Origin of the sequence: Heyndrickxia sp. FSL W8-0496, from assembly GCF_038007825.1 — a bacterium.
In the GTDB taxonomy this organism is placed as follows: domain Bacteria; phylum Bacillota; class Bacilli; order Bacillales; family Bacillaceae_C; genus Heyndrickxia; species Heyndrickxia oleronia.
Genome location: NZ_JBBOXX010000001.1, coordinates 1,529,531 through 1,553,198 on the forward strand (window position 1 = coordinate 1,529,531; position 23,668 = coordinate 1,553,198).

At 34.1% G+C, this 23,668-nt stretch carries 22 protein-coding genes; 16 read left to right on the forward strand and 6 right to left on the reverse strand.

Going from position 1 to position 23,668, the window contains the following annotated elements; translation table 11 throughout:
• Positions 1 to 4 precede the first annotated feature (4 nt).
• Both NST63_RS07645 and NST63_RS07650 read left to right on the forward strand, forming a co-directional pair.
• Positions 5 to 955, forward strand: a complete 951-nt coding sequence (locus NST63_RS07645; protein WP_180211643.1) for a diacylglycerol/lipid kinase family protein — start codon at positions 5 to 7, stop codon at positions 953 to 955.
• Positions 956 to 1,263: 308 nt separating this feature from the next.
• Positions 1,264 to 2,040 (forward strand): phosphotransferase family protein, encoded by a 777-nt coding sequence (locus NST63_RS07650; protein ID WP_071976923.1) that lies wholly within the window; start codon positions 1,264 to 1,266, stop codon positions 2,038 to 2,040.
• A 57-nt stretch (positions 2,041 to 2,097) separates the two neighbouring features.
• Here NST63_RS07650 and NST63_RS07655 read toward each other — a convergent pair whose 3' ends face one another.
• Entirely contained in the window at positions 2,098 to 2,376 is a 279-nt protein-coding gene (locus tag NST63_RS07655) for a YtzH-like family protein (RefSeq protein ID WP_058005602.1), read from the reverse strand.
• 107 nt (positions 2,377 to 2,483) lie between these two features.
• Between NST63_RS07655 and trmB the strand changes: the two genes are divergently transcribed.
• Positions 2,484 to 3,137 (forward strand): tRNA (guanosine(46)-N7)-methyltransferase TrmB, encoded by a 654-nt coding sequence (gene trmB, locus NST63_RS07660; RefSeq protein ID WP_180211645.1) that lies wholly within the window; start codon positions 2,484 to 2,486, stop codon positions 3,135 to 3,137.
• 46 nt (positions 3,138 to 3,183) lie between these two features.
• Here the strand turns inward: trmB and NST63_RS07665 are convergent, their stop codons facing one another.
• Positions 3,184 to 5,037 carry an LTA synthase family protein gene (locus NST63_RS07665; RefSeq protein WP_341041737.1) on the reverse strand — a complete coding sequence of 618 codons (1,854 nt, stop codon included), beginning with the start codon at positions 5,035 to 5,037 and terminating at the stop codon, positions 3,184 to 3,186.
• 162 nt (positions 5,038 to 5,199) lie between these two features.
• Between NST63_RS07665 and NST63_RS07670 the strand changes: the two genes are divergently transcribed.
• Positions 5,200 to 5,511 carry a PepSY domain-containing protein gene (locus tag NST63_RS07670; RefSeq protein WP_071976925.1) on the forward strand — a complete coding sequence of 104 codons (312 nt, stop codon included), beginning with the start codon at positions 5,200 to 5,202 and terminating at the stop codon, positions 5,509 to 5,511.
• Between the two features lie 102 nt (positions 5,512 to 5,613).
• Here NST63_RS07670 and NST63_RS07675 read toward each other — a convergent pair whose 3' ends face one another.
• On the reverse strand, positions 5,614 to 6,453 hold the full coding sequence (locus tag NST63_RS07675) for a YtnP family quorum-quenching lactonase (RefSeq protein ID WP_341041739.1): 840 nt from the start codon (positions 6,451 to 6,453) through the stop codon (positions 5,614 to 5,616).
• A 339-nt stretch (positions 6,454 to 6,792) separates the two neighbouring features.
• Between NST63_RS07675 and NST63_RS07680 the strand changes: the two genes are divergently transcribed.
• From NST63_RS07680 to NST63_RS07700, 5 genes are all read left to right on the forward strand, one after another.
• Entirely contained in the window at positions 6,793 to 7,863 is a 1,071-nt protein-coding gene (locus tag NST63_RS07680; protein ID WP_058005598.1) for a M42 family metallopeptidase, read from the forward strand.
• Between the two features lie 57 nt (positions 7,864 to 7,920).
• The gene (locus NST63_RS07685) at positions 7,921 to 8,436 is read left to right on the forward strand and encodes a DUF84 family protein (protein ID WP_071976927.1); all 516 of its coding nucleotides are present in this window, start codon (positions 7,921 to 7,923) and stop codon (positions 8,434 to 8,436) included.
• A gap of 106 nt (positions 8,437 to 8,542) precedes the next feature.
• Positions 8,543 to 9,046 carry a hypothetical protein gene (locus tag NST63_RS07690; RefSeq protein WP_071976928.1) on the forward strand — a complete coding sequence of 168 codons (504 nt, stop codon included), beginning with the start codon at positions 8,543 to 8,545 and terminating at the stop codon, positions 9,044 to 9,046.
• A 16-nt stretch (positions 9,047 to 9,062) separates the two neighbouring features.
• The gene (locus NST63_RS07695; RefSeq protein ID WP_071976929.1) at positions 9,063 to 9,374 is read left to right on the forward strand and encodes a thioredoxin family protein; all 312 of its coding nucleotides are present in this window, start codon (positions 9,063 to 9,065) and stop codon (positions 9,372 to 9,374) included.
• Between the two features lie 89 nt (positions 9,375 to 9,463).
• Positions 9,464 to 10,258 (forward strand): DUF1444 domain-containing protein, encoded by a 795-nt coding sequence (locus NST63_RS07700; RefSeq protein WP_341044159.1) that lies wholly within the window; start codon positions 9,464 to 9,466, stop codon positions 10,256 to 10,258.
• Positions 10,259 to 10,308: 50 nt separating this feature from the next.
• On the opposite strand, the gene NST63_RS07705 is transcribed toward NST63_RS07700, so the two are convergent.
• Entirely contained in the window at positions 10,309 to 10,956 is a 648-nt protein-coding gene (locus NST63_RS07705) for a YhcN/YlaJ family sporulation lipoprotein (RefSeq protein ID WP_071976930.1), read from the reverse strand.
• Positions 10,957 to 11,204: 248 nt separating this feature from the next.
• Between NST63_RS07705 and NST63_RS07710 the strand changes: the two genes are divergently transcribed.
• Positions 11,205 to 14,075 (forward strand): DNA translocase FtsK, encoded by a 2,871-nt coding sequence (locus tag NST63_RS07710; RefSeq protein ID WP_341041742.1) that lies wholly within the window; start codon positions 11,205 to 11,207, stop codon positions 14,073 to 14,075.
• A 229-nt stretch (positions 14,076 to 14,304) separates the two neighbouring features.
• On the forward strand, positions 14,305 to 15,609 hold the full coding sequence (murC, locus tag NST63_RS07715; RefSeq protein WP_078109098.1) for a UDP-N-acetylmuramate--L-alanine ligase: 1,305 nt from the start codon (positions 14,305 to 14,307) through the stop codon (positions 15,607 to 15,609).
• Positions 15,610 to 15,696: 87 nt separating this feature from the next.
• Here murC and NST63_RS07720 read toward each other — a convergent pair whose 3' ends face one another.
• Complete coding sequence (locus tag NST63_RS07720; protein WP_212943505.1) at positions 15,697 to 16,812, reverse strand: aminopeptidase; 1,116 nt, start codon at positions 16,810 to 16,812, stop codon at positions 15,697 to 15,699.
• Between the two features lie 216 nt (positions 16,813 to 17,028).
• Here NST63_RS07720 and NST63_RS07725 point away from each other — a divergent pair, with 216 nt between their 5' ends.
• Together NST63_RS07725 and NST63_RS07730 are read left to right on the forward strand one after the other, a co-directional pair.
• Positions 17,029 to 17,520: a DUF948 domain-containing protein gene (locus tag NST63_RS07725; protein WP_212943503.1), complete on the forward strand. Its 492-nt coding sequence runs from the start codon at positions 17,029 to 17,031 to the stop codon at positions 17,518 to 17,520.
• 22 nt (positions 17,521 to 17,542) lie between these two features.
• Entirely contained in the window at positions 17,543 to 17,908 is a 366-nt protein-coding gene (locus NST63_RS07730; protein WP_341041744.1) for a YtxH domain-containing protein, read from the forward strand.
• A gap of 32 nt (positions 17,909 to 17,940) precedes the next feature.
• Here NST63_RS07730 and NST63_RS07735 read toward each other — a convergent pair whose 3' ends face one another.
• The gene (locus tag NST63_RS07735) at positions 17,941 to 20,130 is read right to left on the reverse strand and encodes a cell division protein FtsA (RefSeq protein WP_341041745.1); all 2,190 of its coding nucleotides are present in this window, start codon (positions 20,128 to 20,130) and stop codon (positions 17,941 to 17,943) included.
• A gap of 493 nt (positions 20,131 to 20,623) precedes the next feature.
• On the opposite strand from NST63_RS07735, the gene NST63_RS07740 reads away from it, so the two are divergent.
• From NST63_RS07740 to lepB, 3 genes are all read left to right on the forward strand, one after another.
• A complete protein-coding gene (locus tag NST63_RS07740; RefSeq protein ID WP_212943500.1) occupies positions 20,624 to 21,700 on the forward strand; it encodes a bifunctional 3-deoxy-7-phosphoheptulonate synthase/chorismate mutase in 1,077 nt (358 codons plus the stop codon).
• Between the two features lie 251 nt (positions 21,701 to 21,951).
• Positions 21,952 to 22,950, forward strand: a complete 999-nt coding sequence (ccpA, locus tag NST63_RS07745; protein ID WP_071976938.1) for a catabolite control protein A — start codon at positions 21,952 to 21,954, stop codon at positions 22,948 to 22,950.
• A 167-nt stretch (positions 22,951 to 23,117) separates the two neighbouring features.
• Positions 23,118 to 23,666 carry a signal peptidase I gene (gene lepB, locus NST63_RS07750; RefSeq protein ID WP_058005585.1) on the forward strand — a complete coding sequence of 183 codons (549 nt, stop codon included), beginning with the start codon at positions 23,118 to 23,120 and terminating at the stop codon, positions 23,664 to 23,666.
• The last annotated feature ends 2 nt before the right edge of the window (positions 23,667 to 23,668 follow it).

Here is a 23,668-nt window from a genome sequence, read left to right on the forward strand (position 1 = left end):
AAGTATGGAGAAAAGGCTTGTATTTATTGTAAATCCTTCGGCTAAAAATGGAGTAAGCAAAAAGATTTGGAATAAGCTAAACTATAAGCTGGATAATATTCCATATGAGGTTTTCTATACAAAACATCAAAAACATGCACAGGATCTAGCGCATTCTATTGCTCTATCAATATCTGATCCTATTTTAATGGTTGCAGTTGGTGGTGACGGTACCATCCATGAAGTAATTAATGGTGTTGTTTCATTCCAGCATGTAACGATTGCTTATATACCAGCGGGTTCTGGTAATGATTTTGCTAAAGGCTACAAACTTCCTACGAAACCGGATGAATGTTTAGCTCACCTATTGCAAATGAAGGAAAATGAAGGAGTTTTTTTCGATACAGGAAAATTTACGAATATAACGGGTCAAGGGCATTTTGTTAATAGTCTAGGTGCAGGCTTTGACGCATCAATTACTAGAAGGGTGAATTCTTCCTTTACAAAAAAGTGGTTAAATCTATTAGGTTTAGGAAAATTAGTTTACGCTATTTTCATGCTAATAGAGCTTTTTCGATATCGCCCAACAACGATTTATCTTGTCATTAACGGTGTAGAATATACATTCGAAAGGGCATGGTTTGTAACAATATCTAACCAAGCCTTCTACGGCGGGGGGATGAAAATTTCTCCACTGGCAGATCCGGGAGATGGCGAATTAGATATTACAGTTGTTTCGGAAATTTCAAGAATAATGATCTTATTTATCTTTCTTAGTGTATTTTGGGGAGGCCATACAAAATTTAAAGCTGTTCATTTGCTCAAAGGGACAGATATTCTCATTCATTCAACGGCTAACATTCCTGTTCATGCTGACGGTGAGTTTGCAGGTGAAACACCAGTTCAAATTAAGGTCTGTCCTCATTCGTGGAAATTAATTAAAACATATGAAAATGTGAAACAACTAATTGCCTAGGTTAAAACAACTTGACGAAAAATGTCATAAAGAATAAAATTTATTTAAAGATCTTTATAAAGTCGATAAATGATATGATTTATGCAGTTTTTTATTTATATAAAGCTGCGACAATAATTTAAAATCTGTATTAGTAAAGGTGGCTATTGTTGTACGCCGTATCAATAGCTATCTTTTTTATTCTTATAGGCTTTTTATACTGTTTAAGGTCTAAATCTATTTACGAAAACAGCCATCTTATAAATCTTAGTACTATTTTTTGCTGTAATTAAAATGGTGATGGGCGAAACAATTGAAGGTGAATGATGTTGGAACACATACTTGGTCAAGGTTGGGAAATAACCCCAGCCGGTGGGGCAACGGGAGAAGCGTTCTTTGCCAGACATCAAGAACAAAAATTATTTTTAAAAAGAAATTCCTCTCCTTTTTTAGCTGTATTATCGGCTGAAGGGATTGTACCAAAGCTTGTCTGGACAAAAAGGACAGAAAATGGGGATGTCATCACGGCACAGCAATGGCTAAGTGGACGAGAATTAAAGTCTCATGAAATGAGCCAAGATATTGTTGCTAAGCTATTGAAAAAAATCCATGAATCTGGTCCATTACTTTCTATGCTGCTTCGGTTAGGAAAAACTCCAATTGAAGCTAATATGATACTGGAACAAATAAAAACTGAATTAGATCATGACCTACTATCAACACCCATTATTCAGTCATCTATCTATTATCTCCAAAACGAGCTTGCAAATATTAAAAGCGAAGAATACGTTGTTTGCCACGGAGATATTAATCATAACAACTGGCTGTTATCAGATGACAACCAGTTGTATCTAATTGACTGGGATGGTCCAATGATCGCCGACCCTGCTCTTGATATTGGGATGCTTTTATATTTATACATTGATCGACAAAACTGGGATCAGTGGTTAAAACAATATGGCCTTCATCTAAATGATCATCTTTTATTACGGATGAAATGGTATTATATTTCACAGTCTCTCTTGGCCGTACAATGGAATAAAAGTAAAAATCGCATAAGCGAAGTGAATGATTGGCTAGATCGGCTATCTGCCGTTATAATTTAAGGTCTCTTTCATAACTATCTTTAATTGAAGAGGTAAAAAATCTGTGCGAGAGACGTTTTAATTATATATATTCATTTGATCTACCCATTCAGATATATTCTCTTGATTTGATTCAATATGGAAATCCAAGTGTTGAGTATATTGACCATTTTGACTGTAATTGAATACTTCCTGTAAAATAGGTTTAATATTTTCATGAATATTTGGATTTACCATTAATGATTTAACTAAGCGTTCCAACTGTTCACATTCGGCAACAGAGCCACAACAATCAACTTGATGATTGTTTAAAATATCTTTTAATAAGGTCATTTGATCATGATGACTAAGAGGCATGAGCAATCTCCTTTCAGTATTAGTAAAAAGGAATCCACAATTATTTTGTGAATTCCTTTTGTCTTTATGCATGATGGACTAAAAAATTCATATTGAGGTGTATAGAAATGCGATTGAGACATAAACCATGGGCAAAAGAAAAACTAATGGAATATCCCCAATTTGTGATTCAAACTCCTGAGAAATATAAAGGAAAATGGGGAGAACTATTTAATAATGATCATCCTATTCATATTGAGGTTGGAACGGGAAAGGGACAATTTATTGTTGGGATGGCAAAAGCAAATCCTGAAATTAACTATATTGGGATTGAAATGCAGGATAGTGTAATTGTTTCGGCATTGGACAAGTTGATCGAAGAAGAGCTTACTAACATTAAGTTATTAAATATCGATGGAAGTAATTTGAGTGATCTCTTTGCAAAAGGGGATATTGAGCGGGTATACTTAAACTTTTCTGACCCTTGGCCTAAAAAGAAACATGCGAAAAGAAGACTAACTTATAAAAGCTTTCTTAAATTATATGAAGGATTATTAATTGATGGTGGAGAAATTCATTTTAAGACAGATAATCAGGGATTATTCGAATACTCGCTTCAAAGTTTTTCTGAATACGGGCTGCTATTAAAATATATTAGCTTGGATCTGCATAATAGTGAGTTTGAAGATAATATTATGACGGAATATGAAGAAAAATTTTCTGCAAAGGGTCAACGGATTTATCGCTGTGAAGTGAAGTATCAAAATGAAGCGAATAACTAATTCAAAAAAGCGGCTACCCTGTAATCATAGGGTTGCCGCCTTTTTATTATTCTGCCATTTTTTCATCATTGAATCGTAATAAATCACCGAATATCACATTATCTGAGAAATTTAATTCATTTTGAACTCGATCAAAATAAGGTGTACATTTGCTCATTTTCACTTTATCGCCTGTTAATTTATTGTAACAAGCATTTTCTGTAAAGGTGTATTTTTTCGTTACAAAACTACCATCCCTAAATACAACAAGATCCTTCGGCTTTTTAGAAATTAAACTATGACCAAAATCAATCACAGGCTTCTCAGGGTGAATACCAAGTAGATCAAGTATCGTTTGTCTAATGTCTGTTTGACCTCCAATGGTCTTAATGATTTTTCCCTTTTCTCCCGGAATATGAATAATAAAAGGCACTTTTTGAAGATCGATTTGTTCATTAGGTGTAATTTCTTTATCTAATACTTGTTCAAGTTCTTTATGGTAGCTTTTTGATATACCGTAATGATCACCGTATAAAATGATGATGGAGTTATCATATAACCCATTTTTTTTCAATAGTGTAAAGAAACGTTTAATTGCTTCATCCTCATAGCGAACTGTACGGAAATAACGATGAACTAAATCAGGATTTTCTTCGTCATCTTTAAGAAATTGATCTTCCGGTTCTAATAAAAACGGGAAGTGATTGGTTAATGTTAAAAACTTTGCATAAAAGGGCTGTGGCAAATCTTTTAAATAGGGTATGGATTGCTCAAAAAATGGAATATCTTTTAAACCGTAGTTCACACTATTTTCCTCAGAAACATGATAATATTTCTTCGAAAAAAATTGATCATATCCCATCGTTTCATACATATTTTCACGGTTCCAAAAAGTTTCATCATTACTGTGAAAAACGGCACTATAATACCCATCTTCTTTTAAAATTTCTGGTAATGCATAGAAATCATTCCTTGGCCTTCTGACAAAAACAGAACCGCCCGATAATGGGTAGAGCCCGTTATCTATCATAAATTCAGCATCAGATGTTTTCCCCTGGGCAGTTTGATGATAGAAGTTAGGGAAATACAAGCTATCTTTTAAAATTGAATTGAGAAACGGCGTAATTTCCTCGCCGTTAATTTTACGATTAATGACTAATTGCTGTGTTGATTCGAGAGAGATTAATATGACATTTTTCCCCTTTGCCAATCCGCTCATTGAGGACGGGGGTGCGTTTGAATTTAATTTATTTATATACTTAGTCACATCATCAACATCGGTACTATCTGCAAACGCACGCTGGACAGACATTTTAGAATTGAATAGGATATCGTAGATATGGTAATTAAAACTCCCAAGCGTTTTGACTAGGTTTTCTCTGTCATATGATTTTTTAAAAAGCTGTGGATTCTCAATGAAACCACTTAAAATGACAAGAATGATAAGTGCAATACTACTACATATCATTGATGTTCTTTTAATTATGGTTAGCGGTAAACCTTTATCTACTCGTTTCACGAGTAACCAGGCTAAAAGAGCAATATCAATAAATAGAAAAGGGTCGGTCCAATTAATGAGTTCTAATGTACTTTGACTTAATCCGCCTACATTTTGAAATTGAAATAAAACAGGAACAGTAATAAAATCAATATAAAAACGATAATATAAAATATTTCCATATAAAAGACCAGTTAGTAATATGTATAAAACCATAAAAGCTGTTTTTCTAACTTTTTTTGGAAAAAACAAACTAATCCCTAAAAATAATCCAATTGATCCAAGTGGATTCACTAATATTAGGAATGTTTCAAGAAATGTACTCGTTCTTAGGTCAAATTCAAAGAAGTATATCACAAGTGTCTTTAGCCATAATACTATAACGGCTAGTATATAGAAGGAAAAACTATTTAGTTTTTTCATGCCATTCATCCTCTCTATCTCCATTTTAAAAAAAGTAAGATACCTTTTACAAGCAAAATTGAATTTATTTTACATAGTTATTTCTGTATCATTAAAGGTTTAAAAATATATCATGGATAATTTTGAATATGATAAACTATAGGGAAATAGGAGGTATGATGCATGAATTTGAAATCTTTTGTTACTGGTATAGCAATTGGTGCGGTAAGCGGTTACTTAGTTAATGAGGTAGTTAAAAGTAAAACCTTTATTTCTAGTGATACAGTATTGTCAAATGTAAAAAAAGCATTTAAAGAATCAACAGATGTAGAGGGTTCTTGGATTCAGCAAATGAAGGAAGATTATGAGAAGTTTCCTATTAAAGCAAAAATTTATCGTGGCGGGGTTACCTGTCGTATAAATGACAAAAGGATGCAATATGAATTTATTGCTGATGCCTATACAGGTACTGTATTGGATGTTTATCCAATATAATCTACATAATAAAATAATGAGTGCACCGTTACATTACGAATGATAGTGCACTCTTTGATATAGAAATTAATGTAAGATGTGCTTTTGGGTCAAAATGATACTTTAATTCCGTTTTATCTCGTCGATGATATTTCCGTCTTGATCCCATTTTAATGCTCGGTAGTAGGCATCATGATAGAAAATAAACCATGACTGATTCTCGATTGCATATGGAATATATTTTTCCTTTGCAAAAATCGATGTCATCGGATAGTCATCATAGGCTAGGACCCATAAAGGATTACGGTGGGCATGTGTCGGCATTAAATCGGCCATATGAATTAGTTTTTGACCATTACTTTCAATTTCAATGATAGAATGTCCGTCACTATGTCCGCCAGTATGAATCATTTTAATACACTCTTCAATAACCACTTGATTTTCAAATGTGTATATTTGGTTTTGTATAGGTTCCCAATTTTCTGACCAATATGTATTTTTCGACCGAATGTTTGGATTCCTCATCTCTTCCCATTCAACTTTGGAGGTATAAATTTTTGCATTAGGGAAAACAGAAACTAATTGATGATCTTCCCATCTTGTTAATCCACTAGCATGGTCAAAATGAAGATGTGTCATACAGATAATATCAATATCCTTTGGTGATAATCCAATTTCGGCTAATGATTCATCTAGTTTCGATTCCTCAACCACTCCATAATTTCTTTTTTGTTTGTCAGTTAACTTTCCCTTTCCAATCCCAGTTTCTATTAGAATATTATTGTTATTAATCTGTAGTAGCATTGGATCAGTTCTTAATTCAATTTGATTTTTTTCATTGACAGGATATTTTTTTGACCAAAGCGGTTTAGGCACAACACCGAACATTGCCCCTCCGTCTAAAAATGTTACCCCTCCATCTAACCAGTAAATACTTATTTCACCAATTGATAATTTCTCCATCTTTATCCCTCCTCATTCCTTATTGTATCATGTTGAATAATCTATTAGGAAAATTAAGATTAAAGAATGAATTGATATCAAAAGGCTGTTTTTCGTATAGTTTATTGCTTTTGTCAAAGCCTAATAGCCTCCCTTTTTACAGCGAATAAAGGATTTTTAGAGGGTCATTGGTGTTCAATGAGAGGTGTATCAAACTAATATATAGTAGTTAAAGCATACTTAAGCATGTATGAGAAAAGAGCCAATCAAAAAAGAATGACAAAACAGAAAACTAGAAAGCAGTATGAAAGTTCTGTAAAATAGAAGGGTACATAATAAATAGAAATTGAGGGATATTCGATGGAACAAGAAACTTTACAGTTGTTTAAAACATTAACAGAATTGCCCGGTGCACCAGGCAATGAGCATGCAGTTAGAGCTTTTATGAGAACGGAGCTTGAAAAATATGCGGATGAAGTAGTTCAGGATCGTTTAGGCGGAATTTTTGGGATAAAACGTGGTAAGGAAGAAGGACCAACAATTATGGTAGCTGGCCATATGGATGAAGTTGGATTTATGGTGACTTCTATCACTGATAATGGAATGCTTCGTTTTCAAACACTCGGTGGCTGGTGGAGTCAGGTATTATTAGCTCAGCGAGTGGAAATTATAACAGATAATGGTCCTGTAATTGGAGTAATTGGCTCAATTCCTCCACATTTATTAGATGACAGTAAAAGAAATAAACCAATGGATATTAAAAATATGTTAATTGATATTGGTGCTGATAATCGTGAGGATGCCATTCGCATCGGAATTAAGCCTGGTCAGCAAATTGTTCCTATTTGTCCTTTTACACCTATGGCTAATGAGAAAAAAATATTAGCTAAAGCATGGGATAATCGATACGGCTGTGGTTTATCCATTGAATTATTAAAAGAGCTTCAAGGAAAAGATATTCCTAATATTCTTTACTCAGGAGCAAATGTGCAAGAGGAAGTCGGCCTTCGTGGGGCTCAAGCCGCAGCTAATATGATTAAGCCTGATTTGTTCTTTGCCTTAGATGCTAGCCCTGCAAACGATATGACCGGGGATAAAAATGAATTTGGCCAACTTGGTAAAGGAGCATTGCTTCGTATCATGGACCGTTCGATGATTACTCATAAAGGTATGAGAGAGCTGATTTTAGATACAGCTGAAAGTAATAATATTCCATACCAATATTTTGTATCTCAAGGTGGAACGGATGCTGGACGTGTCCATACTTCAAATGAAGGTGTACCAAGTGCTGTCGTTGGAATCTGTTCTCGATATATTCATACACATGCATCTATTATCCACGTTGATGATTATGCAGCAGCAAAGGCTTTATTAGTCAAACTTGTTCAATTATGTGACCAATCCACAGTTAATACGATATTAAATAATTAAAAAAAAGGGGGCTATTGCCTCTTTTTTTATGGAAATTAATAAATTAGGAGTGAAAGCATGAAAATCGCTATTGGATCTGTAAATCCTGCAAAAGTTAAGGCAGTAGAAGAAGCATGTAAAGAACAAGATATCGATGTAATCATTACCCCAATGTCAGTTCCTTCAGGAGTAAGTAATCAGCCTTTTTCTGATGAAGAAACGATACAAGGTGCGGTCAATCGTGCGACAAATTGTTTATTAGAGGAAAACATAGAAATTGGAATAGGTTTAGAGGGGGGAGTTGTAGAAACTCCTTTTGGACTATTCGTATGTAATTGGGGAGCTCTTGTAGTAAAGGGGGAGTCACCAATTATTGCGGGTGGGGCTAGAATTCGATTACCAGAAGATGTGGCAGAACGTTTAAGGAAAGGGGAGGAATTAGGTCCTGTAATGGAGGATGTATCAAAAGTAAGAAATGTTAGTAAGAAAGAAGGGGCTATTGGAATATTCACGAATAATGTAATAACAAGGGATGAGATGTTTACTCATGTAATGAAAATATTAATTGGGCAATTTCAATTTAGAAAGAAGTAAAAAAATGATGAACTCCTATTGGGAATTTTGCGAAAAGTTCTTGTCAACATTTGTCTATTTTCGTTAGAATAGGTAAAGAGCCTCATATGTTTAGGAGGAAGTAAATTTGCGAAAATGGATAAGTGGGGTCGTTTTCATTTGTCTCATGATGGTCATATCAGGTTGCAGTCATTCATTAAAGGATGAAAACGACGATGCTATTAAAAATGTTGAGGAAGCATTTAATCATAAAAGCGAAAAAATTACCGATGGATCAAATAATGTGAAGTTTTATTTACCATTTGGTATGTCTATTAAAGATGAATCCCCTAACAATGTTATTATTAAAGGAAAAAATGATTATATATTATTTTATAATCAGAATGAGAAAGAAGACAGTAAAATTGTATATCAAATGTCTAAACCTGAAAAAAATTTAGTTGTTGACCATACCTTTAAAAATAAAAAACAATTTGGGTACTTAATTGTATCTAAGGTAGAGAAAGATATGTATGAAGTGACTGTCGGCATTGGAGGTATTAAGATGACCACCGAGTCAAAAGAGAAGAATATTTCGGCCAATGCGAGTAAAATGATGAGAGTAGTTAAATCAGTTCAATACAAAAAATAATATTAGGAGGATGGAAATGAAAAAATTAACATCAATGGAAGAATTCGAAACATTGAAGGATAGTGGGAAGACAGTTTTTATGTTTTCGGCTGATTGGTGTCCTGATTGCCGCTTTATCGATCCGTTTTTACCAGAAATAGAGGCTGATTTTACAGAGTATACTTTTGTATATGTAGACCGAGATGAATTCATTGATCTATGTTCTGATTTAGATATTTTCGGGATTCCAAGTTTTATTGTTTTTAAAGAAGGCAATGAACTAGGGCGTTTTGTAAGTAAAGATCGTAAAACAAAAGAGGAAATTGAAAACTTTTTAAAAGGGCTTTAATGATTCGACTCCTTCATCTTTGAGATGAGGGAGTTTTTCATGTAGAATGAGTAAAGCAATCAATCAAAGGTGGGAAAATAATCATGAAAATGGATACAATCAAAATGAAAAAGGAGCTTCAAAAACGGTTAGAGCATGATAACCGAAGCATTATTTATAATCGTGAGAAAGAAACTTTAAGAATTGAAAATAAACAAACAGGTAAAGGAATTACTGTATCTTTGTCCAATGCAGTATCGAAATGGCATGAAAAAAAGGAAAAAGCAGTCGATGAAATTGTTTATTATGTAGAGGAAGCATTAAATGTAATGGGGACGGAACAAAAAATGGGTGGCAAGGAAAGTAGGATTTTTCCTGTGATTCGGTCTACCTCATTTCCTAAAGAAACATCAGAAGGGGTTTCCTTTTTTACAGAAGATCATACAGCTGAGACAAGAATATATTATGCACTAGATTTAGGGAATACCTATCGTTTGATTGATGATGAAATGCTAAGGAAAGAAAAGTGGGATAGAGAAGAAATTAAAGAAATGGCACGATTTAATGTGCGGTCATTAAGTACGTTAACTAAGCAGGACACTGTAGCAGATAATATCTTTTATTTTTTAAATACGAATGACGGATATGATGCAAGTAGGATATTAAATGATAAATTTCTAAAAGAAATGTCAGAAAAAATCACTGGTGATATGACTGTGTCTGTCCCACATCAGGATGTTCTTATTATCGGGGATATTCGAAATGAAACAGGATATGATGTATTAGCACAAATGACGATGAGCTTCTTTACCAATGGCCATGTCCCGATCACTGCATTATCTTTTATTTATGATGATGGTGAACTTGAACCAATTTTTATTATGGGAAAAAACAGTAAAAAATAAGAGGGAATTGAGTTCCCTCTTATTTTAATGATAAAAAGTGTATACCAAAATTAACGAGCATTAGGGAAAATACGTTGGACAGTTTCATTAAATTGATCGAATAAGCCGCTAATTGGATTTCCATTTCTGATATCGTTAGCATAATCATTCATTCGATCATAGAAATCAGGGTTAACGGAAACATAAACATTGTCGATATCCTTATCTGCTTTGCGAACTTCTTTTGCAATTTTATCCTCAAAAGTTTTGTTTAATTCATTTCGCGAACGATCAGTTAGCATAACTGCCACGTATGCATTATTGTCAGTAACAATGACATTTGCACGGCTAACTTCTTTCAATTTGGCTACACGATCTGCAGCCTCATCCGCTACTCTCATTTTATTATTTACCTGTCCATTGTTATTTCCAATACCGTTATTATCATTATTTGTGCCTAAACCATTGTTGTTAGTATTATTTGTGCCTAAACCATTGTTATTATTCGTACCTAAGCCATTGTTCATATTGTTGTTATTGTTTCCTAAATCATTGTCATAATTAACATTTCTAGGATTCATATTACGATCATCATTATTATATCTTACTGGATTAACATTATTTCTATTTGCAACGTTTTTATCATTATTATTTGTTCCACATCCAGCTAAAAGCCCTGATATTAAACCAACACAAAGCAAGGTTTTTGTCAATTTCATCATTGTTGCCTCCTTTTTTTTATTCATTAACTAATTTTCCATGCAAAATTTTTTTTATGCTCTAATTAAAAAAAAATTAAATTTACATTTCGTTTTTTTTAAAATGGTAAAATCTCTCGATATTTTTCTTTTTACTTGTATAATGAAAAAGAGCAAGTTTTTCGACATGACTGTGTTTTTAATGATCTTAGAACAGTCTGTTGTAAAAAAAGGACTATTTTGTAGTATAAAAAGAAAGAGTGAGTAATTTGGGCTGGTTTAGAAAAATATTAAATATATTTACCGTTGAGGTTGAAGATACAATTGAACCACAGGAAAATACATTAATTGAAAAAAAACAAAATGAACCATATAGAACGATGGAAACTCGTATGAAATATCAATATCCAAAGGGGAATTTTCGCTTTCCTGCCATTCCCGATGAAAAAAGAACGAGGAATAGTAATAGGTCGATTTCAAAGAGGGAGGAGCCAGTTAAACAAAAAGTTAAACAACCAATAGAATTGGAAAAAGAAAGAGTATACATACAAAAAAGCGCTAGAAAAATAGAACCAAAAAATAGACAACCTTTTCGTCCAACAGAAATTCCTTCACCTGTTTATGGATTTTCACGTCCAAAACAAGCGAAAAAAGAAGAAGAAATATGTGAATATGAATTAACTTCAATGAATGATCTCCAACTCAAAAAGATGGAAGGGATCCGAAAGGAAATAGAGCAGCCGAGAGAAGCAGTACAGCAAATGGCAGAAGAGCAGCCGAGAGTACGAGTACAGCAAATGAAAGAAATGCAGCAAAGAGAACCAGTACAGCAAGCGGTGGAAGAGCAGCCAAGAGTACGAGTACAGCAAGTGGCAGAAGAGCAGCCGAGAGAAGCAGTACAGCAAATGGCAGAAGAGCAGCCGAAAGTACGAGTACAGCAAACGGCAGAAGAGCAGCAGCTGAGAGAAGCAGTACAGCAAACGGCAGAAGAGCAGCAGCTGAGAGAAGCAGTACAGCAAACGGAAGAAATGCAGCAAAGAGAACCAGTACAGCAAACGGAAGAAATGCAGCTGAGAGAAGCAGTACAGCAAACGGAAGAAATGCAGCCGAGAGAAGCAGTACAGCAAATGGCAGAAATGCAGCCGAGAGAAGCAGTACAGCAAATGGTAGAAGAGCAACCGAGAATACCAGTGCAGCAAACAGAAGAAGAAATGCGGACACTACCTATACAGAAAACCAAAGAAGAAAATGAGGCATTTCCTATATTGATGTTCAATGAAGCAGAGCTGCAAGAAGTACCTTCAATGAATGTGGAGCAAGAGACACAAGAAATACAACCATTAATGAAAGCGGAAGAAAACAATCCAACATTCCAAAGTGAGGAAAAATTCATACAAGAATTTTCTGAAACTGTAGACGAAATAGCTGTAGGAGTCGAAAAAGACTTTCAAATAGATCGTAAACCATTATCTCAGAATTCTCCATCAAATGATGGAGATCTAGGATTTGAGGAAGGGGCAGCGATGATAGAAGCAGATGAAGCTTCCGACACTGTCGAGAAGCCAAATCGTTCTCATATACCATTTAATGTCCTTATGTTAAAGCAGGATCGACAGAAGTTAGAGAAAAAATTCAAAAAGGAGACTTCCGTAAAGATAGAACCTGAGTCAGTATTAACCATTAATCAGGAAAATGATTTGGATATGGAGCCTATACAGTCTTATATGTTCCCTTCCTTCCAATTATTGATTCCACCTGTTGAAAAATCATTAGATCATGATTGGATACAAGAGCAAAGTACCATTTTAAATGAGACTTTATTAAATTTTAATGTGAGAGCAAGGGTTGTAAATGTAAGTCAAGGACCGTCTGTAACCAGATTTGAAATACAACCTGAGCCAGGGGTAAAGGTAAATAAGATTACGAATTTAAGCGACGATATTAAGCTGAGTCTTGCAGCAAGAGATATTAGAATTGAGGCGCCTATTCCTGGTAAGCATGCAATTGGAATTGAAATTCCAAATGTTAGTAGTAGACCAGTGATGATCAGTGAAATTATTTCAAGTGAAGTTTTTAAAGAAAGTGATTCTCCTTTAACAGCAGCAATGGGGCTTGATATTTCGGGAAATCCAATTATAACCGATCTTAGAAAAATGCCACATGGTCTAATTGCCGGCGCTACTGGCTCAGGAAAAAGTGTTTGTATCAATTCAATCCTTGTGAGTTTGTTATATAAGGCAAAACCTAGTGAGTTAAAATTATTATTGATTGATCCAAAAATGGTGGAACTTGCACCCTATAATCATATTCCACATCTAGTTAGTCCTGTAATTACTGATGTGAAGGCAGCAACAGCAGCACTGAAATGGGCTGTTGAAGAAATGGAGAGAAGATACGAATTATTTGCTCATACAGGTGTTAGGGATATAAAAAAATACAATGAGGTAGCTGAACAAAACCGTCAGTTTAATCAGAAGCTTCCATACATTGTTATAGTTATTGATGAACTGGCAGACTTAATGATGATGTCTCCAGCTGATGTAGAAGAAGCTATTTGTAGAATCGCCCAAAAAGCGCGAGCATGCGGAATTCATCTAATCATTGCTACACAAAGACCGTCAGTTGATGTTATTACTGGATTGATTAAAGCAAATGTTCCAACGAGGATTGCTTTTTCGGTATCTTCACAAGTGGATTCTAGGACAATTATTGATGTTAGCGGTGCTGAGAAGCTGTTGGGAAGAGGAGATATGCTATTTTTAGAGAATGGATCCTCTAAACCTGCCCGAATACAGGGAACCTTTGTAACGGATGATGAGATAGATCGTATAGTAGCACATGTTCGAAATGAAGAAAAACCTAATTATTTATTTGAACAAGATGAATTATTAAAAAAGGCACAAATTGAAGATGAAGAAGATGAAATATTTTTTGAAGCATGTGAATTTGTTATTGAACAGGGCGGTGCATCTACATCATTATTACAAAGAAATTTTCGAATTGGCTATAATCGGGCTGCAAGGTTGATTGAAATGATGGAGCAACAAGGAATTATTTCTGAAGCAAAAGGAAGCAAACCAAGAGATGTTTTAATTTCTAGGGATGATTTAGAGGTTGCCTATGGCAATCAAATGAAATGAAAGGGCAGAGATTCTCTCTGCCCATTACTTTAAAATTTATAAAGCACAGTCCTTGAAAATATTCCTAAAATGAAGATGTCATACATAGCATAGTCATGGAATAGAAAAAGTGCTATAATATTTCAATATGAACATTTGATTATTGTCAATCGTTCATAAAACCAATTATAGCAAATGATATACGTATATCATATACTGTGTACATATAGACATTGTTGGAGGTTCTATTATGACTGTATACCATTTCGTAGGTATTAAAGGGTCCGGTATGAGTGCATTGGCACAAATACTACACGATATGGGTTATGAAGTGCAAGGATCAGATTATGAAAAATATTTCTTTACCCAAAAAGGCTTGGAGCAATCTGGAATTAAAATATTACCATTCCAGCGCGAAAATATTAAACCAGGCTTAACTGTTATTGCAGGAAATGCTTTTCCTGATACACATGAAGAAATCGAAGAAGCAGTAAAAGTTGGAGTACCAGTTATCCGTTACCATAAATTTTTAGGGGAATTTATGCAGAAGTTTACGAGTGTTGCTGTTACAGGCGCCCATGGGAAAACATCAACCACTGGGTTACTTGCTCATGCAATTTCTGGATCAAAGCCTACTTCTTATTTAATTGGGGATGGAACTGGGCATGGTGAAAAAGATGCAGAATACTTCGTTTTTGAAGCTTGTGAATATAGACGTCATTTTCTTTCATATTACCCAGACTACGCAATCATGACCAATATTGATTTCGATCATCCAGATTATTTTGCAAATATTGACGATGTGTTTTCTGCATTCCAAGAAATGGCAATGCATGTGAAGAAAGGAATTATCGCTTACGGCGATGATGAGCAACTTCAAAAAATCCAGGCTAAAGTTCCTGTTCTTTTCTATGGTTTTGCTGAAGAAAATGATTTTCAAGCAAGAAATATTGAAAAAAATTCTACGGGAACTAAATTTGATGTATTTGTTCGTAATAATTATTTTGCTACATTCGAAATACCAACTTTTGGCGACCATAATGTATTAAATGCTTTATCAGTCATCGCTTTATGTCATTATGAGCAAATATCAACAGAGAAAACTCAGGAATATTTAAAAACATTTAAAGGTGTAAAAAGAAGATTTACGGAAAAGCAAGTAGGCACACAAGTTATTGTCGATGATTATGCGCATCATCCTACAGAAATAAAAGCAACAATAGATTCAGCTAGACAAAAATATCCAAATAGAGAAATAGTTGTCGTATTCCAGCCGCATACTTTTACAAGAACACAAACATTTTTAACGGAATTTGCGCAAAGTCTTAGTGAGGCTGACCATGTTTTCTTATGTGAGATATTTGGTTCAGCAAGAGAAGTTCATGGTAAATTAACAGTAAATGATTTGAAGGACAAAATCGAAGGCGCACAAATACTTTTAGAAGAGGATACATCCCCACTACTTGAGCTAAAAGATAGTGTGATCTTATTTATGGGGGCAGGCGATATTCAAAAATATCAACGTGCCTATGAACAGCTTTTAGAAAAACAATAAAACAGGTTACCTATCATTTTTGATAGGGCCTGTTTTTTTGTTATTAGAAAATCGATTAATTTCTAATTATATGTGAAAGCTGTTTTTTTATTTTAAATTTTCTGGATTGAGACATTCTAATTCAGGTAAAACAAATAATCCATCTTTACGAATAAGCACGTCATCAAAATATATTTCTCCTCCACCATACTCTGGACGTTGAATAAGCACCATATCCCAGTGAATGTTAGAGTCATTACCATTAGGGGCTACATCATAGCATTGTCCAGGTGTAAAATGAATACTTCCCGCAATTTTTTCATCAAATAATATATCTTGCATAGGATGCAGAATATATGGATTGACGCCTATTGCAAATTCACCGACATAGCGAGCGCCTTCATCTGTATCAAAAATCTTATTGATTCTTTCTGTATCATTAGATGTTGCTTCGATAATTTTCCCATCTTTAAACGTTAATTTTACATTTTCAAAAGTAAAGCCTTGATATGGAGAAGGTGTGTTGTATGTAAGAGTCCCATTAACTGAATTACGCACAGGTGCTGTATACACTTCACCATCTGGAATATTAAGACGTCCAGCACATTTAATAGCAGGAATATCTTTGATTGAGAAAGTTAGGTCAGTTCCAGGACTTATAAGGCGAACCTTATCTGTTTTATTCATTAACTCCACTAAAGAATCCATCGCTTTGTCCATTTTACTATAATCAAGGTTACATACATTGAAGTAAAAATCTTCAAAGGCTTCTGTGCTCATTTTTGCTAATTGAGCCATTGCTGAATTAGGGTAACGAAGAACAACCCATTTAGTTTTCGGAACACGAATTTCTCGATGAACTTTTTTGCCGACAGTATTCCCTTGTATTTTCATTTTTTCATCGGGAACATCTGCATGTTCATTAATGTTATCACCAGATCTTAGGCCAATATATGCATCCATTTTTTTCATAACTTCTGCTTCGAAATCAGCCATCATATCAAATTGTTCTTCTTTAGCACCCATTAATAGTGCACGATCTACTTGGTGATCCTTAATTGAGACAAAAGGATACCCACCTGCGGCATATGCTTCCTTTACTAATGCGACTACAAGTTCTTTTTGTAGACCAAAGTTTTCAATCAGAACTTTTTCTCCTGGTTGCAATTGCACAGAATAGTTAATTAAATTTTTTGCTAGTAGTTCTACTCTTGGATCTTTCATCTTTTTTCCTCCATAAACAATATTTCATACTTTTTCATTGTACTCTTATTTATCCAATTGTTGAATAAAGAAAATTAGCACTTTACTAGTAAAAATATTTGGCGAAGATAGCAGAATATGAGAAAATAAAGGAGGAATTTATGTCTGAAAAAGAAGATGGTTGTTTACAAAAGAAAAGAAAGGGTACTGTGTATTATACAAGGGAGGTCAACTAACATGATTATAATTCTTTATTTAAGTGTCGCCTTGATTGCAATTGCTTTTTTGGTTTTAGTCATATTTGTGTCAAAAACATTAAATTCAGTAAAAGACGCAGTTAATCAAATGACAAAAACAATGGATGGTTTGGAAGGACAGTTACAAGGAATAACAAGCGAAACAACAATGCTATTACATAAGACAAATGCACTTGCAGAAGATATTCAGCATAAAGCTGAAAAGTTAAATACAGTAGTATATGCTGTTGAAGAAGTTGGGACAACCATTAAATCTCTAAATGCATCTGTTCGAAAGGTAACGAATAATGTTTCAAATCAACTAGAACAAAATCAAGATAAAATAAGTCAGGCAATACAATGGGGTAATGTATTAAAAGAAATAAAAGATAAATGGGTACAAAAAAAAGAAAAAAGAAAAACAGAGCAATTAGTGAAACATGCGATTGAAGATGAATCCCATCTGCGTGAAGTAAAAAGATCAAGAGGGTAGAAATAATAAGGAGGAATCAAAAATGGCAAATAATGAAGTAAAACATTTGGATGAACCAAAACATTTAAATACGAAGGATTTTGTAATAGGAGCTATCATTGGTGGTGTAGTAGGAGCTGCAACTGCTTTGTTCCTAGCTCCCAAATCAGGTAAAGACTTAAGAAATGATGTAAGCGGGCAATTTATTTCATTAAAAGACAAGACGGATGATCTCCGTGTAGCTGTGACTCAAAAAGGAAATGATTTAGCTGCTGCAACAAAAGAAAAAACGATTCAATTGAAGGATAAAGCTGTTGATGCAGGGAATAAGTTGAAGGAAACTGTAAAAGAACAAAAAGAAAAAATGCTCAAAAACGAAGAAGTAGAGACAGAGGAAGAATTTATTTAAACTGTTTATAAAACACACTATCTAGATTATTACTAGATAGTGTGTTTTTGGTTAAGTCCCTTTTGTTTTGTATGTTCAGTTGGCCAAATAATTTCCAATTGATCACCTTCTCTTATTGGATCATAGAAGGTGGTTTGTTCTTTGTTTTTAAGCAATTGAAAATTACCATTACTATGCTTTGGCATATTCACTTCTACGAATTTAAAAATATCTTGAAAAATAAATTCTTCGATTTTATGAGATTTTAATTCTATCATATCTCCGTAATGGATAATTTCATCTTTGGTCAGTATTTTCCCTGAACGAATCACTTCAGTAAGTGGTTTATGAATCTTTATCTGTTGTCCGTTGAAAGTAATATTAATATGATAATTTAAACGAAGATTCTTTAACTTTGCAAGGTCATTTACCGTCAAAGGACTTTTCTTTTTGATACTTATCTGATCATTATTTTGAAAACCTTGTGCTAGTTTAACCTCTTGATCATTTAGCAATAGTTTATGAGACTGAGAAGGTAAAAAAGTTTCTTTACCATCAATATTGATTCGAAATGGTTTTAGTTCTTGAAGGTAATCATATAGATTTAAGGAAAGAAATAATTCCTCTATGTTTCTAGGAAAATAAATCTCTAGAGAATCGCGGTCTTCGAGAAGATCATTTTCTGAAGCCGATTCGCCATTCCTTTTTATTATCATTGAAACATTATATGACCTTCCATTAATATAGACCTTTTTAGTTGGAATATCGTCAAGAAACTCTTTAATTTCCACCACTGCATGGGCACCGTCTTTTCCTTTAATGATAGAAATTTCATCACCGTTATTAATTGGGTGATCAAGACTTGCTTCTACCCCATTTTTCATGATCACTGGCGGTTTACCATGCTCCCCTGGAACGGTAATCTGTCTTTCATTAACAGTTATCATCTTTGCCATTCCAGGTTTTCCATGTAATTGACTTAATTTCATTCCAGAACCTAGAATACAATCTCCAACCGTTAGCTTCTTTATTTCAAACAATCTTACAGGTTGGTCGTTTACGTAAGCTGTTACATAATGGACAGGTGTTTGTTTAGCTGCGATAGCAATACCAATCGGTGTAATTAATTCAGGGCCTTTTGGGATTTGATCTGAAAGAACTAAGCTCTGAATGGCATCTGTTCCTCTTATCGCTACACGATTTTCAGGTAATTGCAATTCTTTTGCAATTCTTTCTGTAATCTTTGGCGTTTGGCTACCACCTCCAACTAACATCACTGCCTTTGGGGGCTTTCCATTATTTAATAAAAGAATTTCCTTAGAAATAGCACTGGCTAGCTTATCAATCGCTGGAGAAACTTGTTCGATAATATATTCAGTAGTTACTTCCGTTTCAAACCCTAAAATATCTTGAATGATTATCGTATCTCTAGCTACTAACTGTCTTTTAGTTTCCTCTGCAATAGGAAAGTCCAGCAGTAATTGATCACTAATTGCTTCTGTAATTTCATCCCCTGCAATAGGAACCATTCCATATGCAGTTACTGTGCCTAAATCAGTTAAGGCAATATCAGATGTGCCGGCACCAATATCAACAAGTGCAACATTTAATCGTCGCATAGATGAAGGGATTAGGACATTGATAGCTGCAATGGGCTCTAATGTTAATGCCTCTATTTCTAAATCTGACCGTTGTAGGGCAGAAATTAATGATTCAACGACTACTCTAGGTAGGAAAGTAGCGATTATTTCGACAGATGCTTCATTTCCTTGCTGGTCGATAAGATTTCCAATCTCCTCGCCATCTAACTGATAGTTAAACACCGAGTAACCAACACAGTAATAATAATGACTTTTTAAAGATGAATATTTTTCTGCTGCGATAGCTTGAGCTTTTTGAACAGCACTTAATTCTAGATGCAAAATATCCTCTTTTGTAATCATTGGTTTTCCTTTAATAGATATGGTTACATGAGCTTTTTCTGTTTTTAGAGCACGCCCTGCGGCAGCAACACAAACCTTAGTTAACTTTCCATGCTTTTTCTCTAATTGTTCCTTTACCTCTTTTATCACTTTTGAAACGGAAAGGACATCATGGATTTGTCCATCGAGCATGGCCCTTTCCTTATGTTCCTTTATAAAAATATCGGAAACATAATATTGTTGATTGGCTTCCTCTAGGATAATTCCTACAACGGACCGTGTACCAATATCAAGTGCAAATATTTTGTTTTTTTCTTGCAAGAGATACACCTTCTTTAAATGAATATATGTAGCAATAAAGATCAATGAAAAAGTTTATAATTTCTCTAAAAATACTTTAATGCTTAAAAGCGTTTAAGTATTAAAACTTTTATCGTGACATTTTATTAACAATAGATTATAATTAGTCCTAATATTAATAGGATCAGATTTTATTTTTTCTTCCTTTTTTAAAATGTATCACAAAGGAGTATAAAATTAAACTGACTTGTCATTTCAAAGATTTTTGGTGTGAACGTTATTGTAAAGAATTTTATTTGCAAGGCTATTTTTGTTTAGTTTGTTGCTTTTGAAAAAGCCCTTCATAGCCGAGCTTTTTAATAAAGGATAAGTTGGTTCTTATGAAGTTTTCAGCACTTTTCTTAAAGGTGGTTAAACATCTTAGTTCAAACTTTACTTAAATAGCAGCAATGCTTGGAAAGAGGCTATTACAAATGTTCAGATCATCACAATAATTTGGAGAGGATGGTACGTTTTGAGTAATCAAGAGCTTGATCAGTTACGTCAACAGGTTGAAGATATTAATTTACAATTGTTAACACTTATTAATGAAAGAGCAAAACTTGTTCAGGATATAGGGAAAGTTAAAGAAGCTGGTGGTGTTAATCGTTATGATCCGGTTCGAGAAAGAATGATGCTCAATGTAATTAAAGAACATAATAATGGACCATTCGAAGACAAGATTGTTGAACATCTTTTTAAAGAGATTTTTAAAGCTGGCTTAGATCTTCAACAGGAAAACCAGCAAAAAGCTCTTCTTGTTTCCCGCAAAAAGAAGCCTGAGGATACCATTATAGAAATTAAGGGCGAGATGATTGGTGATGGTAGACCACATTTTGTTTTTGGACCTTGTGCAGTTGAGTCTTATGAACAGGTTGCAGAAGTTGCAAAATCAGTTAAGGCTAAAGGGTTAACTTTATTACGTGGTGGGGCTTATAAACCACGAACTTCCCCTTATGATTTTCAAGGATTGGGCATTGAAGGATTGAAAATACTAAAACAAGTAGCAGATGAATATGGCTTAGCCGTTATCAGTGAAATCGTTACGCCTAATGATATTGAAAAGGCAGTGGATTATTTAGATGTGATTCAAATTGGTGCACGTAACATGCAAAATTTTGAATTATTAAAAGCTGCTGGTTCAGTGAAAAAACCCGTTTTATTAAAAAGAGGTTTAGCAGCAACGATTGATGAATTTATTAATGCAGCTGAGTATATAATGTCACAAGGTAATGGTGAAATTATTCTTTGTGAACGTGGAATTAGAACTTATGAACGTGCAACACGAAATACATTAGATATTACAGCCGTTCCAATTTTGAAACAAGAAACCCATTTACCCGTATTTGTAGATGTTACTCATTCAACGGGAAGAAGAGATCTATTATTACCAGCAGCGAAAGCAGCATTAGCAATTGGCGCTGATGGGGTCATGGCTGAGGTTCATCCTGATCCAGCAGTTGCTCTCTCTGATTCAGCCCAGCAAATGGACTTAGATCAATTCGAACATTTTTATCGTGAATTACAACAATCGCAACCAGTAAGGGTATAATTGCTGTAATAACCTTCTGAAACATTCAGAGGGTTTTTGTTTTTTCTAATTAATGAAGATAATGGATAAATACTTGTGTTTTCTATGTAAAAATCGTGTCAAATTAGTGTTATTCATTGCAGTTAGTAGTTGTCTGTCGTATGATTATATGAGTACATATTTTTTACTTTCTTTAATTTAAAGTGATTAGAAATGTGATGACTGATAAAAACTAACGATTATATATAGTAGTAATGGAGTGTGAATGTTTTATGAATATTACCATCTATGATGTAGCCCGTGAAGCGAATGTTTCAATGGCTACTGTATCTAGGGTAGTGAATGGGAATCCTAATGTGAAGCCAGCAACAAGAAAAAAGGTGAATGAAGTAATCGAAAGATTAGGCTATCGTCCCAATGCTGTTGCGCGTGGATTAGCCAGCAAGAAAACAACGACTGTAGGAGTAATTATTCCAGATATCTCTAATATTTTCTTCGCTGAATTAGCAAGGGGTATTGAGGATATCGCAACAATGTACAAATACAATATCATTTTGAGTAATTCAGATCAGAATAAAGACAAAGAGTTACATCTATTGAATACAATGCTTGGAAAGCAAGTTGACGGAATTGTATTTATGGGTGGTAATATTACTGAGGAGCATGTAGCAGAATTCGAACGTTCACCAGTGCCAATTGTTTTAGCAGGATCGATAGAGCCATTTAATAAAATACCTTCTGTAAATATTAATTATCGTCAAGCAACATATGATGTAGTAACGGAATTTATTGAAAAAGGACATAAGCATATTGCCTTTGTAGTAGGTCCATTACACAATCAAATTAATAAAGAACAAAAACTTGAAGGATACAAAGAAGCACTTGAAAAAGCGGGAATTCCATTTAATGAGGAGTATGTAATTGAGGGAGACTACACCTATGATTCAGGAATTGAAGCATGGGAGAAGCTAAGTTCTCTTCCTGATAGACCTACTGCTGTTTTTGTAGGCAATGATGAAATGGCAATTGGTGTAATACATGGTGCACAAGATAATGGATTGCAAATTCCTAACGATGTAGAAGTGATTACATCTGATAATACACGTTTGGCATTAATGGTCCGTCCACAGCTTACCTCTGTCGTCCAGCCATTGTATGATATTGGTGCGGTGGCCATGCGCCTGTTGACTAAATATATGAATAAAGAAAAGGTATCCGAAAATATTGTAATACTACCTCATAGAATTGAACATAGAAGTTCAACAAAATAAATAATAAATGCCTTTTGATTATTATCGGAAGGCATATATTATTTCGGACATAGTAGAAAAATATTAGCAGCTTTTTCTATTGTGAATTGATACCTCTATTTATTTCTGATACTCTTTATATAGTAAGGTAAGAGTTTCGTTATGAAGTCAAAAGGATGTGACAGAGTTTGAAAGAGAAAAAGAAAAGTGAATTATTTTCATGGATAAAATCAATATTGCTTGCGGTAGTGATTGTTCTTGTTTGTCGATATTTTGTTTTCACACCATCTGTTGTTGTAGGAGAATCGATGATGCCTAATTTACAGGATGGAAACCGAATTATTGTAAGTAAGCTAAGTGATATTAAACGTTTTGATGAAATTGTCTTTCATGCACCAGATGCTGATGAACATTACGTAAAAAGAGTTATAGGTTTACCGGGTGACTCTATTGAAATGAAAGATGATGTTCTATATATAAATGGAAAAGCATACAAAGAACCTTATTTGAAAGAAAATCGTAAAGATCTACTACCTATGCAACAATTAACTGAAGACTTTACTTTGAAGGAAAAAACGGGTAAAAGTAAAGTTCCAAAGGGTTATTTATTTGTTCTTGGGGATAATCGCTTAGTAAGTAAAGATAGCCGATATTTCGGTGTCATTCCAATGGATTCTGTCATAGGAAAGGTGAAAATTCGCTTTTGGCCATTAAATGAGTTTGATTATTTTAAATAAGT